Annotated in this window: 15 protein-coding genes; 12 read left to right on the top strand and 3 right to left on the bottom strand. The window is 54.7% G+C overall.

All coding sequences use genetic code 11. The features are described from left to right. Positions 1–47: 47 nt before the first annotated feature. The 11 genes from KCG39_RS07380 (at position 48) to ldtE (ending at position 11,842) form a co-directional block, all read left to right on the top strand. Positions 48–725, top strand: a complete 678-nt coding sequence (locus KCG39_RS07380; protein WP_142468164.1) for a fimbrial biogenesis chaperone — start codon at positions 48–50, stop codon at positions 723–725. Positions 726–769: 44 nt separating this feature from the next. Continuing rightward, positions 770–3,313, top strand: a complete 2,544-nt coding sequence (locus tag KCG39_RS07375; RefSeq protein WP_142445608.1) for a fimbria/pilus outer membrane usher protein — start codon at positions 770–772, stop codon at positions 3,311–3,313. A 2-nt stretch (positions 3,314–3,315) separates the two neighbouring features. After that, positions 3,316–4,263 (top strand): fimbrial protein, encoded by a 948-nt coding sequence (locus KCG39_RS07370; protein WP_049114202.1) that lies wholly within the window; start codon positions 3,316–3,318, stop codon positions 4,261–4,263. Positions 4,264–4,274: 11 nt separating this feature from the next. Further along, a complete protein-coding gene (locus tag KCG39_RS07365) occupies positions 4,275–4,787 on the top strand; it encodes a fimbrial protein (RefSeq protein WP_142468163.1) in 513 nt (170 codons plus the stop codon). A gap of 442 nt (positions 4,788–5,229) precedes the next feature. Continuing rightward, positions 5,230–5,607, top strand: coding sequence for a Fe-S cluster assembly scaffold SufA (gene sufA, locus KCG39_RS07360; RefSeq protein ID WP_004119171.1), 378 nt, complete (start codon positions 5,230–5,232; stop codon positions 5,605–5,607). A 2-nt stretch (positions 5,608–5,609) separates the two neighbouring features. Continuing rightward, positions 5,610–7,097 (top strand): Fe-S cluster assembly protein SufB, encoded by a 1,488-nt coding sequence (gene sufB / locus KCG39_RS07355; protein ID WP_004119173.1) that lies wholly within the window; start codon positions 5,610–5,612, stop codon positions 7,095–7,097. 16 nt (positions 7,098–7,113) lie between these two features. Next, positions 7,114–7,860, top strand: a complete 747-nt coding sequence (sufC, locus tag KCG39_RS07350; protein WP_004119176.1) for a Fe-S cluster assembly ATPase SufC — start codon at positions 7,114–7,116, stop codon at positions 7,858–7,860. Next, positions 7,835–9,109 carry a Fe-S cluster assembly protein SufD gene (gene sufD / locus KCG39_RS07345; RefSeq protein WP_087828230.1) on the top strand — a complete coding sequence of 425 codons (1,275 nt, stop codon included), beginning with the start codon at positions 7,835–7,837 and terminating at the stop codon, positions 9,107–9,109. Before sufC ends, sufD begins: the two co-directional genes overlap by 26 nt. Then, on the top strand, positions 9,106–10,326 hold the full coding sequence (sufS, locus tag KCG39_RS07340; RefSeq protein ID WP_142468161.1) for a cysteine desulfurase SufS: 1,221 nt from the start codon (positions 9,106–9,108) through the stop codon (positions 10,324–10,326). The genes sufD and sufS overlap by 4 nt, the downstream gene beginning before the upstream one ends. Positions 10,327–10,337: 11 nt before the next feature. Next, entirely contained in the window at positions 10,338–10,754 is a 417-nt protein-coding gene (gene sufE, locus KCG39_RS07335) for a cysteine desulfuration protein SufE (RefSeq protein WP_004119181.1), read from the top strand. 101 nt (positions 10,755–10,855) lie between these two features. Further along, complete coding sequence (gene ldtE / locus KCG39_RS07330; protein ID WP_211811577.1) at positions 10,856–11,842, top strand: L,D-transpeptidase LdtE; 987 nt, start codon at positions 10,856–10,858, stop codon at positions 11,840–11,842. Positions 11,843–11,906: 64 nt separating this feature from the next. Here ldtE and lpp read toward each other — a convergent pair whose 3' ends face one another. The 3 genes from lpp to ynhH all read right to left on the bottom strand — a co-directional run bounded on the left by lpp (position 11,907) and on the right by ynhH (position 14,064). Then, positions 11,907–12,143 carry a murein lipoprotein Lpp gene (gene lpp / locus KCG39_RS07325; RefSeq protein WP_003029373.1) on the bottom strand — a complete coding sequence of 79 codons (237 nt, stop codon included), beginning with the start codon at positions 12,141–12,143 and terminating at the stop codon, positions 11,907–11,909. Positions 12,144–12,454: 311 nt separating this feature from the next. Beyond that, positions 12,455–13,867 (bottom strand): pyruvate kinase PykF, encoded by a 1,413-nt coding sequence (gene pykF / locus KCG39_RS07320; RefSeq protein WP_004119183.1) that lies wholly within the window; start codon positions 13,865–13,867, stop codon positions 12,455–12,457. Then, the gene (ynhH, locus tag KCG39_RS28065) at positions 13,864–14,064 is read right to left on the bottom strand and encodes a protein YnhH (RefSeq protein WP_418772212.1); all 201 of its coding nucleotides are present in this window, start codon (positions 14,062–14,064) and stop codon (positions 13,864–13,866) included. The genes pykF and ynhH overlap by 4 nt, the downstream gene beginning before the upstream one ends. A 312-nt stretch (positions 14,065–14,376) precedes the next feature. Between ynhH and fumD the strand changes: the two genes are divergently transcribed. Continuing rightward, positions 14,377–14,589, top strand: a complete 213-nt coding sequence (gene fumD / locus KCG39_RS07315; RefSeq protein WP_004119184.1) for a fumarate hydratase FumD — start codon at positions 14,377–14,379, stop codon at positions 14,587–14,589. The last annotated feature ends 16 nt before the right edge of the window (positions 14,590–14,605 follow it).

The raw sequence follows: 14,605 nt of genomic DNA, 5'->3' as shown, positions 1-14,605 counted from the left end.
TAATCAGTAGGGGGCCGGCCCGGCCCCTTTGTTTTAAGAGGTATTAAATGCGTTTTATCAGAAGAATTGGCCTGGCGATAACAATGTTTACGCTGGTGCAGGCAACCGCCACTGCCGGGGTAATTATTGGCGGCACGCGGATTATTTTCGATGGTGCAAAAAAAGAAGCCTCCATCAGCGTTAATAATCCCGACGCGACGCCTTATTTAATTCAATCATGGATAGATGAGCAAGAAGGGGGGTCTGGTAAAACGCCTTTTATTATTACGCCTCCGCTGTACCGCCTCGATAGCGGACAAAAGAATATTGAACGAATTGTCGCGACAGGTTCGCTGCCTCAAACGCAAGAAAGCTTATTCTGGATGAATATTAAAGCGATTCCCTCGGCATCAAAGCAGATGAACTCCCTGCAAATTGCCGTAAAAACGCGTATCAAACTGATTTACCGGCCCGTCACTCTTCGTGGATCAACGCCGGAAGAGCAGGCGAATAAGCTCACCTGGCAAAGAAGCGGCAATGAAATTCAGGTGAATAACCCGACGCCTTACGTCATTAACTTCAATGAAATTAGCGTGGGCGGGAAAACGCTGGCGCAGGTGTCGTATGTTTTGCCTGCTTCGACAGCCCGATTCCGCTTACCGGACGGGGTCTCCGGCAATGCCCTGACATTTAAAATCATTAATGACTATGGTAGCCCCGGAGCATCACATCAAGCCAATTTGTAACCCCTGAACAAATGGCCCGTCCCGCGTTAAATAGGTTAATAGCGATGACAATAAAAAATAATAAATTGCGACCTGCGCGTTTGGCGACTCTTATCGCCTTAGCGTTTACCGGTATTCCACATGAGCTTTATGCAAGTGATTCGTTTAATACGGCGCTGGTAGAACTGGATAACCCGGGGGTGGGCAAAGCGGATTTATCTGCTTTCGAGTCTGGCTCCCAGGCGCCGGGAAAATACCACGTGGATATTATTCTTGATGACCAGCTAATGGACACCCGGGATATTTCTTTTGCGATGGCAAAGACCGCTGACGGTAATGAAGCATTACAACCCTGTCTGAGCATTGAACTCTTAAAACAATGGGGCGTGAAAACCGATCTTTTTCCGCAACTGGCGGTAGAAAAAAGTGATTGCGCCAATCTCCAGGCGATTCCGCAGGCCAGCGCCGATTTTCAGTTTGGCGCCCAGCGACTGGTTATCAGCATTCCCCAGGCAGCGATCGACCTGCCGGCAAGGGGCTATGTGCCGGCGGAAATGTGGGATGAGGGCATTACTGCGGCATTGCTCAATTACAGCCTGAGCGGGGCGAACGCTCGGGCGAAAACGGGCCAGGGCGCTAGCAGCGACAGCCAGTATGCGAACCTGCGTCCGGGAATCAATATCGGGCCGTGGCGTTTTCGCAACTATACCACCTGGTCACGGGAGTCCTCAGGCCAGGATAAATGGGATACCGTTTATACCTACGCGCAGCGCGCCATTATTCCGCTGAAAGGTCAGCTTACCGTTGGAGACAGCTCCGCGCCTGCCGATGTGTTTGACAGTATGCCGTTTCGCGGCGGCCAACTGGCGTCAGATGACGATATGTTACCGGATTCTCTTAAGGGCTATGCGCCCGTGGTGCGCGGCATCGCCCGAACCAATGCGCAGGTCGTGGTGCGCCAGAACGGCTATCAGATCTACCAAAGTTACGTTGCGCCGGGGGCGTTTGAGATTAGGGATATGTATCCCACCGGCGGCGCGGGCGACCTCGACGTGACGATTAAAGAAGCCGATGGCAGCGAACAGCACTTCACGCTGCCCTATGCCTCGCTGCCAGTATTGCAGCGGGAAGGCCGCTTAAAATACGCCATCACCGGTGGACAATATCGCTCCTATAACAGCAGCGTGGATAAGACCCCTTTCGGGCAAGCCACCGCAATTTATGGTCTGCAGCACGGCATTACCCTCTATGGCGGCCTGCAAGAGTCAAGCAAATACCAGTCGCTTGCTTTTGGCGTGGGCAAAAATATGGGGGCGTTAGGCGCTATCTCCGCCGACGTTACCCAGGGTTGGTCAACGCCGGATAAAACGGAAAAATCACAGGGCCAATCCTGGCGAGCGCGTTACAGCAAAAACTTCGCCGAGACGGGGACTAACTTTTCCATTGCGGGCTACCGCTATTCGACCAGCGGCTATTATGGGATGCAGGAAGTCCTGGATTCCTATGGCGACAGCAGCGCGCTGCAGGACCGCAGGCGCAACCGCGCTGAGCTGACGATGAGCCAGACGCTGAGTCGTGAGTTGGGGTCGCTTACCCTCAGCGCGGCGCGGGAAGACTACTGGAATTCTGCCAGGTCGATGGCTTCCTGGAGCGTCGGATATAACAACTACTGGCACAATATTAGCTACGGTGTGACCTGGACATACAGCAAAAATGGCAGCGCTGCGTTATACGACGGCGGGCGCGCGACAAACAGCGACCATGACCAGCAACTGGCGTTTAACGTCAGCGTGCCGCTGGAGAAATTCCTCCCGCAAACGTGGGCAAGCTATGGCATGAACGCCAGCAAGAATAACGGAACGACGCACAATATCGGCATTAACGGCGTCGCGCTGGAAAATAACTCGCTGAACTGGAACGTCCAGCAGGGTTACGGTACGAATGGCGTGGGTTACATCGGCAATATGAATGGTGACTATAAAGCCACGTACGGTGAAGTGACGGCGGGCTATAGCTACGACAGAAATAGCGAGCGGCTTAATTATGGCCTGCAAGGAGGCGTTATCGCCCATGCCGACGGCATTACGCTTTCTCAACCGCTCGGTGAAACCAACGTCTTAATCAAAGCTCCGGGGGCGCACGGCGTGAATATTCGCAATCAACCCGGCTCGCGCACCGACTACAGGGGATATACGGTAGTCAGCAATATTTCCGTCTACCGAAAAAACGACCTGACGCTCGACCCGCAAAATATGCCTGATGATGTCGAGCTGGAGATCAACACCGATACGGTCATACCGACGCGAGGCGCGGTGGTGAGGGCCGATTACCTTGCAAAAGTGGGGCGCCGGGTACTCATGACCTTAACAGACAATAACCACTTTGTGCCGTTTGGCGCCGTGGTGACATTTGCAGATGGTAATAAAAGCAGCTTTATCGTCGGCGATCGTGGGCAGGTATTTTTAAGCGGAATGCCCGAGCAAGGGGCGATAGTCGCAACATGGGGCCGCCAGTCCAGCCAACAGTGCCGTGCTGATTTCAGCCTGCCGAAACAACCAACCTACGCTGGAATAACCGAGGTTAGCGCCAGTTGCCATCAGGAACGTTAAAAATGAGATTGATTTATTCTATTATTTTGCTCGGCTTAATGGCCGGTTGGAATAACGCGCGTGCCGGAACCTGCACGACAATTACCCCGCAGCTCTCCACGCTGTCTGTAGGAACGATTACCGTACCGCGTGATGCACCGGTCGGGACCGTTATTTATTCGGCAGGCGGGACATTTACGGGCTCTTACCTTTCAGGTTGTACTAACCCAATCATGCTGGGTTTCAGCATGAGATATAATAATGCGACGCTGAGCAGCTACGGTAATCACGTTTACAACACTAATATTAGCGGTATTGGTATTCGTTTTTCATCAAACGCTTATTTTGAAAACCCGAGTAATACATTCTCCTATAACGCACAGACCTCATATGTCGACTGGTACGGGGGCAACATGCAGCTGGTGGTCACCGGCCGGGTATCATCGGGCGCATTAACGCCGGGAACGATCGGAGTTGTGATGCTACAGGGCAGCGACGGCGTCTACCGTGATGGCCTGACCGCAACGCTGACCGATGGGACAATCAACGCGCTGGCCTGCAGTATTACTACGCCTCAGCTGACCTTCCCGATTGGCGATATTTCAGCATCAACGTTCGGCTCGACGGTAGGCACCACGCCCGCAGGCGCGCAGAATACGCAAAATCTGGGGTTAAGCTGCAACGCCGATACCAATATCACCGTTTCGCTGAGCGGCGTACAAAATCCGGATAGCGCCAATACCAGCGTAATGGCATTAACGGGGCAGGGCAGTGCCGGTACCGCGAAAGGTGTCGGAGTCCAGCTTTTATATAACGGCGCGCCGTTGGCCATCAATAGCCCGCTGTTATTAAAACGGTCATCGGGCGGGCAAGAAACGCTGCCGTTGACGGCCCGTTATTATCAGACCTTAACGTCCGTTGAGTCAGGCTCGGCAAATGCAACCGCCACGCTTAATTTGACGTACCAGTAACAGGTGAAAAAATGAAAATACACCACAAAAAAATGCTTCTTCTGGCTTTTCTGTGCTGGAAAGCTTTTGCTGCCGACAGCGTGAGCGTAGGCGTTACGGGAAATATTGTTGCATCGCCCTGTATATTTAATGGTGGAAATAGCAACCTCGATGTCAATCTTGGCGATATTCAGGCAAAAAATATGGTTACTCCGGGGTCATCATCCGACCCTGTGGCCTTTAATTTGCGGTTTACCAACTGCCCGGCGGGAACACGCAACGTAACGGCCTCCTTTAGCGGAATCCCGGATCCGGTTGCCGGCCCTGACTATTATATGAATAGCGGTACCGCATCAAACGTGGCGGTTGCGATGAGCGAAGCGGACAGCGGCGCGCTTAAGGGGACGGGTTCAAGTATTATGGGCAACATCGCGGCAGACAGAACCGCTACCCTCGCCATGCAGGCCTCGGTAAAATCTATGTCAGGAGGAGCGACGCCCGGAAGCGTGAGTGCCGTTGTCGTCATGACACTACAGTACAATTAAACGGGCAACCGTTTCTGCGCGACGCCGGTTGCATATTTCTTTATGAAATCATGGTAACGCTGCGTCGTACTATTTCCGTCGTGAGCCAGGCCTTGTTTGCCTCATAGCCGGTAAAGATCCCTCTCTTTTACCCGTAATAGGCGTCGGTCAGTCTATTGCCTTCCACGGCGGGTTATATGCAAGGCAAAAAATCTATCTCAAAAATAGGTATTTTCGATGCATATTTTAATTTTCCAGCAACATCTGCCTCCCAATCCATAAAATACATTATTAATCAATGTATTGAACAATTTGTCGCATCTCCGATATCTCTCCTGTCAGGGTCTATGCTTATAAAAAGAGCCTGATAGGGGAATACCCCTTCTCCGGATGGGTTGAAGTGATAATCATTATCACTAACATAGCGGTATGTCCCGATGGCGTCAACCTATGAGGTAGAGCGATGAATTCACATGCAGGAACTTTCAATCCCGAAGATTTTAGCTGGCGTGGACTGGTCATGACTCCAGCCGCCGCCGCCCATATTCGCGATCTGGTCCGCAAACAGCCGGATATGCAGGGGCTGCGCCTGGGGGTTAAAACCAGCGGCTGCGCGGGTTTTGGCTACGTTCTCGAATTAATCGCCGAACCGGCGAAAGACGACCTGCTCTTTGAGCGCGACGGCGCGAAGTTATGGGCGCCGCTACAGGCCATGCCGTTTATCGATGGCACCGAACTCGATTACGTTCGCGAAGGCTTAAATCAAATCTTCAAATTCCATAATCCCAAAGCCCAGCACGAATGCGGCTGCGGCGAAAGTTTTGGCGTTCAGGCGGAGTAACTATGTCTCGTAATACTGAAGCAACCGACGATGTCAAAACCTGGAGCGGCGGGCCACTCAACTATAAAGAAGGCTTTTTCACGCAGCTGCAGACCGATGAGCTGGCGAAAGGCATAAACGAAGAGGTGGTCAGGGCGATTTCCGCGCGCCGCAATGAGCCAGAATGGATGCTGGAATTTCGTCTGAACGCGTTTAAGGCCTGGCAGACGATGGAAGAGCCGCACTGGCTGAAGGCGCACTACGACAAGCTGAACTATCAGGATTACAGCTATTACTCGGCGCCCTCCTGCGGCAACTGCGATGACGCCTGCGCCTCTGAGCCTGGCGCTTTGCAGCAGACGGGCTCCAGCGCGTTTTTGACCAATGAAGTTGAAGAGGCGTTCAATCTCCTCGGCGTGCCGGTGCGCGAGGGGCGGGAAGTGGCCGTCGACGCCATTTTTGACTCGGTTTCCGTCGCCACGACCTATCGCGAAAAGCTGGCGGAGCAGGGGATTATCTTCTGTTCGTTCGGCGAAGCGATCCACGATCACCCGGAGCTGGTGCAGAAATACCTCGGTACCGTGGTGCCGGGTAACGACAACTTCTTCGCCGCCCTCAACGCGGCGGTGGCCTCAGACGGGACCTTCATCTATGTCCCCAAAGGCGTACGCTGCCCGATGGAACTGTCGACCTATTTCCGCATCAACGCGGAAAAAACCGGCCAGTTCGAGCGCACGATACTGATCGCCGATGAGGGCAGCTACGTGAGCTACATTGAAGGCTGTTCGGCGCCGGTACGCGATAGCTACCAGCTGCATGCGGCGGTGGTTGAAGTCATTATTCATAAGGACGCCGAGGTGAAGTACTCCACGGTACAAAACTGGTTCCCCGGCGATAACAACACCGGCGGGATCCTTAACTTCGTCACCAAGCGCGCGCTGTGCGAGGGTGTGAACAGCAAAATGTCGTGGACCCAGTCGGAAACCGGCTCGGCGATCACCTGGAAATATCCAAGCTGTATTCTGCGCGGGGATAACTCTATCGGCGAGTTCTTCTCGGTGGCGCTGACCAGCGGTCATCAGCAGGCGGACACGGGGACCAAGATGATCCATATCGGTAAAAACACCCGCTCGACGATTATCTCGAAGGGGATTTCTGCCGGCCACAGCCAGAACAGCTATCGCGGGCTGGTCAAAATCATGCCCACAGCAACCAACGCGCGCAACTTCACCCAGTGTGATTCGATGCTGATTGGTCCGGACAGCGGGGCGCATACCTTCCCTTATGTGGAATGCCGGAACAACAGCGCGCAGCTGGAGCACGAAGCGACCACGTCGCGGATCGGCGAAGACCAACTGTTTTACTGCCTGCAGCGCGGCATCAGCGAGGATGATGCGATTTCGATGATCGTCAATGGTTTTTGTAAGGACGTTTTCTCAGAGCTGCCGCTGGAGTTTGCCGTGGAAGCGCAGAAATTACTGGCGATTAGTCTTGAACACAGCGTCGGCTGATAACAAAGGAAATAAGATGTTAAGTATTAAAAATTTGCAGGTCGCCGTCGAAGATAAAGAGATTCTGCGCGGGCTGAATCTGGACGTTCGTCCCGGCGAAGTGCACGCCATTATGGGGCCGAACGGGTCCGGCAAAAGTACCCTGTCCGCCACCCTGGCCGGACGTGAAGACTATGAAGTGACCGGCGGTAGCGTGGAGTTTAAAGGCAAAGATCTGCTGGAGCTCGCCCCGGAGGATCGCGCCGGCGAAGGCATCTTCATGGCCTTCCAGTATCCGGTGGAAATTCCCGGGGTCAGCAATCAGTTTTTCCTGCAAACCGCGCTGAACGCCGTGCGCCGCTACCGCGGCCAGGAGCAGCTTGACCGCTTTGACTTTCAGGACCTGATGGAAGACAAAATTAAGCTGCTGAAAATGCCCGAGGATTTGCTGACCCGCTCGGTTAACGTCGGCTTCTCCGGCGGTGAGAAAAAGCGCAACGATATCCTGCAGATGGCGGTACTGGAACCGGAGCTGTGTATCCTCGACGAGTCCGACTCCGGGCTGGATATTGACGCGCTGAAGATTGTCTCTGACGGCGTTAACGCCCTGCGCGACGGTAAGCGCGCGTTTATCATCGTTACCCACTATCAGCGCATTCTCGACTATATCAAGCCGGATTACGTCCACGTGCTGTACCAGGGGCGGATCGTCAAATCCGGCGACTTTACGCTGGTCAAACAACTGGAGGAGCAGGGCTATGGCTGGCTTACCGAACAGCAGTAACGCGCTGCAACAGTGGCACCATCTGTTTGAGTCGCAAAGCGGGCAGCGCAGCCCGCAGGCGCATCAGCATCTGCAGCAGCTGCTGCGGCTGGGCCTGCCAACGCGTAAACATGAAAACTGGAAATATACTCCGCTGGACGCGTTACTGAATCAGACCTTTGTCGCTGCTCCTCCGCAGGCGCTGACGGCGGCCCAGCGTGACGCGCAGGCGCTAACAGTGGAGGCATGGCGCCTGGTGTTTGTCGACGGCCAGTTTAGCGACAGCCTGAGCGACGATCTGGCCGCCAGCGGCTATGACGTGCAGGTGGATAACGAGCGTCAACAACTGCCTGACGCCGTTCAGCCCGAAGTCTTTCTGCATTTGACCGAAAGCCTGGCGACCACCGTCACCCGCATTCGGGTCAGGCGCAACCAGCGCCCGCAAAAACCGCTGCTGATTATGCACCTGACGCGCGGGCTGGCGGGCGATGAAATGAATACCGCCCACTATCGCCATCATCTGGAACTGGAGAGCGGCGCGCAGGCGACCATCATCGAGCACTATCTGAGCCTCAACGACCAGCGCCACTTTACCGGCGCAAGGCTGACGATGGCCGTGGCGGATAACGCCCACCTGCAGCATATCAAGCTGGCGTTTGAGAATGCGCAAAGCTACCACTTTGCCCACAACGACCTGGCGATCGGGCGTGACAGCTCCGCCTTCAGCAGCAGTTTTCTCCTCGGGAGCTCGGTGCTCCGCCACCACACCAGCACGCGGCTGAACGGAGAAAACAGCAACCTGCGAATTAACTCGCTGGCGATGCCGGTCAACGGCGAAGTCTGCGACAGCCGCACCTGGCTCGATCATAAAGTCGGATACTGCAACAGCCGCCAGCTGCATAAAACCATCGTCAACGACAAAGGGCGGGCGGTGTTTAACGGCCTGATTAACGTCGCGCCGCATGCGATCAAAACCGATGGCCAGATGACCAACAACAACCTGCTGCTCGGCCGCTTATCGGAAGTGGATACCAAACCGCAGCTGGAGATTTACGCTGACGACGTGAAGTGCAGCCACGGCGCGACCATCGGGCGTATTGATGACGAACAGCTGTTTTATCTGCGCTCGCGCGGCATTACGCAGCAGGCGGCGCAGCAGATGATTCTTTACGCCTTTGCCGCCGAGCTCACCGAAGCGATCGGCGATGAGGCGCTCAGGCAGCAAATACTGGCGCGTATCGGCCAGCGTCTGCCGGGAGGTAACCTATGACATTTTCTGTGGAACGCGTGCGCGCCGATTTTCCGCTACTCCATCGCGAGGTGAACGGCCAGCCGCTGGCCTATCTCGACAGCGCCGCCAGCGCGCAGAAGCCGGAAGCGGTGATTAACGCCGAGGCGGAATTTTACCGCCACGGCTATGCGGCGGTGCATCGCGGCATTCATACCCTCAGCGCGGAAGCCACGGCGAGCATGGAGCAGGTGCGCCAGCAGGCGGCGACGTTCCTCAACGCCCGCTCGGCGGAAGAGATGGTGTTTGTTCGCGGCACCACGGAAGGCATTAACCTCGTGGCGAACAGCTGGGGAAACGCCAACGTCGGCGCGGGCGACAACATCATCGTCAGCGCGATGGAGCATCACGCCAATATCGTGCCGTGGCAGATGCTGTGCGCCAGAGTGGGGGCGCAGCTGCGGGTGATCCCGCTGAATCAGGACGGAACCCTGCAGCTGGATGCGATCCCCGGCCTGTTTGACGATCGCACCCGCCTGCTGGCCATCACCCAGGTGTCTAACGTGTTGGGAACCGAAAACCCAATCGCCGCCCTGGCGGCTTTAGCCCATCAGCACGGCGCGAAGGTACTGGTGGACGGTGCGCAGGCGGTTATGCACCATCCGGTGGATGTTCAGGCGCTGGACTGCGATTTTTACGCTTTCTCCGCGCACAAGCTGTATGGCCCTACCGGGATTGGCGTGCTCTACGTCAAACAGGACATTTTGCAGGCGATGCCGCCGTGGGAAGGGGGCGGGTCGATGATCGCCACCGTCAGCCTGACGGAAGGCACCACATGGGCAAAAGCGCCGTGGCGCTTCGAGGCGGGAACGCCGAATACCGGTGGTATTATGGGACTGGGCGCGGCGCTGGATTACGTCAGCGCGCTGGGGCTGACGCATATCGCGGAATATGAACAAACCCTGATGTGTTACGCGCTGCAGGCGCTGGAGAGCGTGGCGGATTTAACCCTTTACGGCCCGCCAAATCGTCTGGGGGTGATTGCCTTTAATCTCGGCAAACATCATGCCTACGATGTCGGCAGCTTCCTTGATAATTACGGTATCGCGGTGCGGACTGGGCACCACTGCGCCATGCCGCTAATGGCGTTCTACGGGGTTCCGTCCATGTGCCGGGCATCGCTGGCGATGTACAATACCACGGAAGAGGTGGACCGGCTGGCGGCGGGGCTACAGCGGATCCGCAAATTACTAAGCTAAAGGAAGCGACTATGGCGGCGTTACCGGACAGAGACAAACTGCTGCGCAACTTTAACCGTTGCGCGAACTGGGAAGAGAAATACCTCTATATTATTGAGCTGGGACAGCGCCTGGCGCCGCTGAGCCCGGAGGAACACACCGCCCAGAATATCATTCAGGGTTGCCAGAGTCAGGTGTGGATCGTGATGGCGCAGGAGCAGAGCGGGGCTATCGCGCTTCGCGGCGACAGCGACGCGGCTATCGTCAAAGGACTCATCGCGGTGGTATTTATCCTTTATGACCAGATGACGGCCAAAGATATCACCGCTTTTGACGTGCGTCCGTGGTTTGAAAAAATGGCCCTGACGCAGCATCTTACCCCCTCGCGGTCGCAAGGACTGGAAGCCATGATCCGCGCAATTCGCGCGAAAGCTGTAAATCTTAGCTAGAATAAAACAGTAGATTTCATTCTGTTATGCACGACGGGAGGCTAGCCTCCCGTCGTGCATAACAGGCCTGGCGTTTTATCAGCGAAAGAAGGAATCTCAGTATGAAACGCGCTTCTCTCATCACCATAGCTCTTCTGAGCGCCCTCAGCGCGTCACACGCAGCCTGGGCCGTTGATTATCCTCTTCCTCCAGCCAATAGTCGTCTGATTGGTGAGAACCAGTTCTGGACGGTACAAGAGGGCGACCGCAACCTGCAGGCGATTGCCCGTCGTTTTGATACGGCGGCAATGCTGATCCTCGAAGCGAACGATACCATTGCGCCGGTGCAGCCTAAACCGGGTACTCAGGTGCTGATACCTTCGCAGATGCTGCTGCCGGACGTGCCGCGTGAGGGCATCGTCGTCAACCTGGCGGAACTGCGCCTCTACTACTTCCCGCCGGGCGTCAATCAGGTGCAGGTCTATCCCCTGGGGATTGGTCAGCAGGGGCTGGAAACCCCGGAGATGACGACCCGTATCGGGCAGAAAATCCCGAACCCCACCTGGACGCCGACGGCGGGTATCCGCGCCCGTTCGCTGGAGAAGGGGATTAAACTGCCGCCGGTGGTGCCCGCAGGGCCGAATAACCCGCTAGGTCGCTATGCGCTCCGTCTGGCGTACGGCAACGGTGAATATCTTATTCATGGCACCAGCGCGCCGGACAGCGTCGGCCTGCGCGTAAGCTCCGGCTGCATGCGCATGAACGCAGCGGACATCCAGGCTTTATTCAATCAGGTGAAAAGCGGCACGCCGGTGCGGATAATCAACCAGCCGGTCAAATTCGCCGTGGAGCCGGACGGTAAGCACTATGTTGAAGTTCATCGCCCGTTGACGCCTGATGAGACCAGCAACGCGCAGACTATGGCCTATACGCTTCCGGCGGAGTTTCATCAGTTTGCGGGGGATAACGCGGTTGATGAGGCGCAGCTTAAACGCGCGCTGACCCGGCGGGCAGGATATCCGGTGGTGGTATCCGCCAGCGGAAGCACTGCGTCGAGCCTGTCGGTGCAGAATAATACGCCGGTAGATGAAGCGAAAAGGGTGCAGTAGGCGGGAAAAGATAAGGCAAAAAAAATGGCGCACAGTGTGCGCCATTTTTATTACACAGATACTATTACTTACGGTATTTAGTAGCTGCGTTGTCCAGACGCTGGTTAGCGCGAGCTGCGTCATCTTTAGCAGCCTGAACGTCGGAACGCATTGCGTTCACGTCGTTGCTCAGCTGGTCAACTTTAGCGTTCAGAGTCTGAACGTCAGAAGACAGCTGATCGATTTTAGCATTGCTGGAGCAACCAGCCAGCAGAGTAGAACCCAGGATTACCGCGCCCAGTACCAGTTTAGTACGATTCATTATTAATACCCTCTAGATTGAGTTAATCTCCATGTAGCGTTACAAGTATTACACAAACTTTTTTGTGATGAGAATATTTTTTTACCTGAATACGCTTATTTTTGATCGTTCGCTCAAAGAAGCATCGAAATCATCACGTAACTTTAAAAAGGCGAGTGAAAACAGCGCGCTTCCATCGGATTCATCTTAGATAATCTCGCGTTAAATAGTAAATTCCGATTTGCATTTTTATTAATAGCGGCTAGTGCCGGAATAAAAAAAAGCGCCCCGAGAGGCGCTTTTAAAGGAAATACTAATTAACCTGTAAATTATTACAGCACGTGCACGGAAGCGGTATTGGTGGTTCCGCTCGGGACTAACGCGCCGGAAACCATAACAACCACGTCGCCTTTACGCGCCAGGCCGCTCTGCAGCGCCAGTTCTTTACCCTGGATGTAGAACGCATCGGTAGAGGAGATATCTTCAACCAGCTGCGCCACAACGCCTTTGCTCAGCACCAGCTGACGCGCGGTGGTTTCGTTGGTGGTCAGCGCCAGGATGGTGGCATCCGGGAAGTATTTACGTACGGCGCGCGCGGATTTACCGCCCTGGGTTGCCACAACGATCAGCGGCGCTTCCAGTTTCTCAGCCGTTTCTACCGCACCGCGGCACACCGCTTCGGTGATGCGCAGCTTACGGTTGTCGTTATTGTACTCAAGACGGCTGGTCATGACGCGGTCGGTACGTTCACAGATGGTCGCCATGATGGTGACCGCTTCCAGCGGGTATTTACCTTTCGCGGATTCGCCGGACAGCATAACTGCGTCGGTGCCGTCGAGGATGGCGTTGGCCACGTCGCCTGCTTCCGCACGGGTCGGACGCGGGTTTTTGATCATTGAATCCAGCATCTGAGTCGCGGTGATAACGACTTTACGCGCGCGGATACATTTTTCGATCATCATCTTCTGCGCGAAGATCACTTCTTCAACCGGGATTTCAACGCCCAGGTCGCCACGCGCAACCATGATGCCGTCAGAGGCTTCGAGGATTTCGTCGAAGTTGTTCAGGCCTTCCTGGTTTTCGATTTTGGAGATGATCTGGATCTTCTCGCCGCCGTGGGCTTTCAGGTGCTCACGGATTTCAACAACGTCAGAACGCTTACGGATAAAGGATGCCGCAACAAAGTCAACGCCCTGCTCGCAACCGAAGATCAGGTCCTGTTTATCTTTTTCAGCCAGCGCCGGCAGCGCGATAGATACGCCCGGCAGGTTAACGCCTTTGTTCTCGCCGAGGTCGCCGTTGTTCAGCACTTTACAAACAACTTTGTTGCCTTCGATAGCGGTCACTTCCATACCGATCAGACCATCGTCAACCAGTACCGTATTGCCAACGCTCAGGTCGCTGGTGAAGCCTTCATAGGTCACCGCAACGATTTCGTTATTACCGACAACGGATTTATCGGTGGTGAAGGTGAAGGTCTGGCCCGCTTTCAGGGAGACGTCGTTGCCGCCTTCCAGCTTAATGGTACGGATTTCCGGACCTTTGGTGTCCAGCAGGATTGCCGCTTTCTTACCGGTTTTACTCATCACATTGCGCAGGTTCTGGATGCGCTGACCGTGTTCCGCATAGTCACCGTGAGAGAAGTTCAGACGCATAACGTTCATGCCCGCGTCCAGCATTTTGGTCAACATCTCTTCGGATTCGGTTTTCGGACCGATGGTGCAAACAATTTTGGTCTTTTTCATGACAGTTTAATCTTTAAGTTGTGAAGGATAGGGATGGGGAATCTGACTCCGTGGGCGCACTGCCGCAGAGTTAAACCTGTATTACGAAAGTTGCTATGCCACGCTCTAAGGATAGGTGACAACAAAAGAGCGTGCAGAAGAATGTGTGCTGGCGGTTCAGCCCATGAAAAGAGGCAACGTGTTATGCGTTTAGTCATGCAATCCAATGCGCTGAAACCATTCAATAAGAATTTGCCGGGCATTATACGTTGCCAAATCCAAAAAAGAAAATGAAAACGATGTTTCATTTCTATAGTTACATACTTAACAAAATGCAAACTAATCCTATGCTTATGCGCAACACATTTTTTCATCATCTGACAAGATAAACAGAGTAGAAACGCGGGTTTATTCACAAGTTTGCCCGGGAAAAGCGGTCTCTGACGCGGAAACGGCACGCTGGTTTGCTTTAATCGGGAAATATATCAATAATGATTTGATTGATAATGAAAATTTGAGAGCGGAATACGATGGGAAACACAGCCAAAGATGAGGCGCTGTATCAGGAAATGTGCCGGGTGGTCGGTAAAGTCGTGCTGGAGATGCGCGACCTGGGCCAGGAGCCGAAGCATATCGTTATCGCCGGCGTGGTGCGTACCGCCCTCGCGAACCCAAAGATCAAGCGTTCCGCCCTGGCGCAGGAAGCGATGGAGAAAGTTGTCCACGCGCTTTCTGGAAACTAGCCGCCGCTGAGCACTA

Source organism: Klebsiella pasteurii (assembly GCF_018139045.1).
GTDB classification, from domain to species: Bacteria; Pseudomonadota; Gammaproteobacteria; order Enterobacterales; family Enterobacteriaceae; genus Klebsiella; species Klebsiella grimontii.
This window is presented reverse-complemented; position numbering and strand designations above follow the sequence as displayed.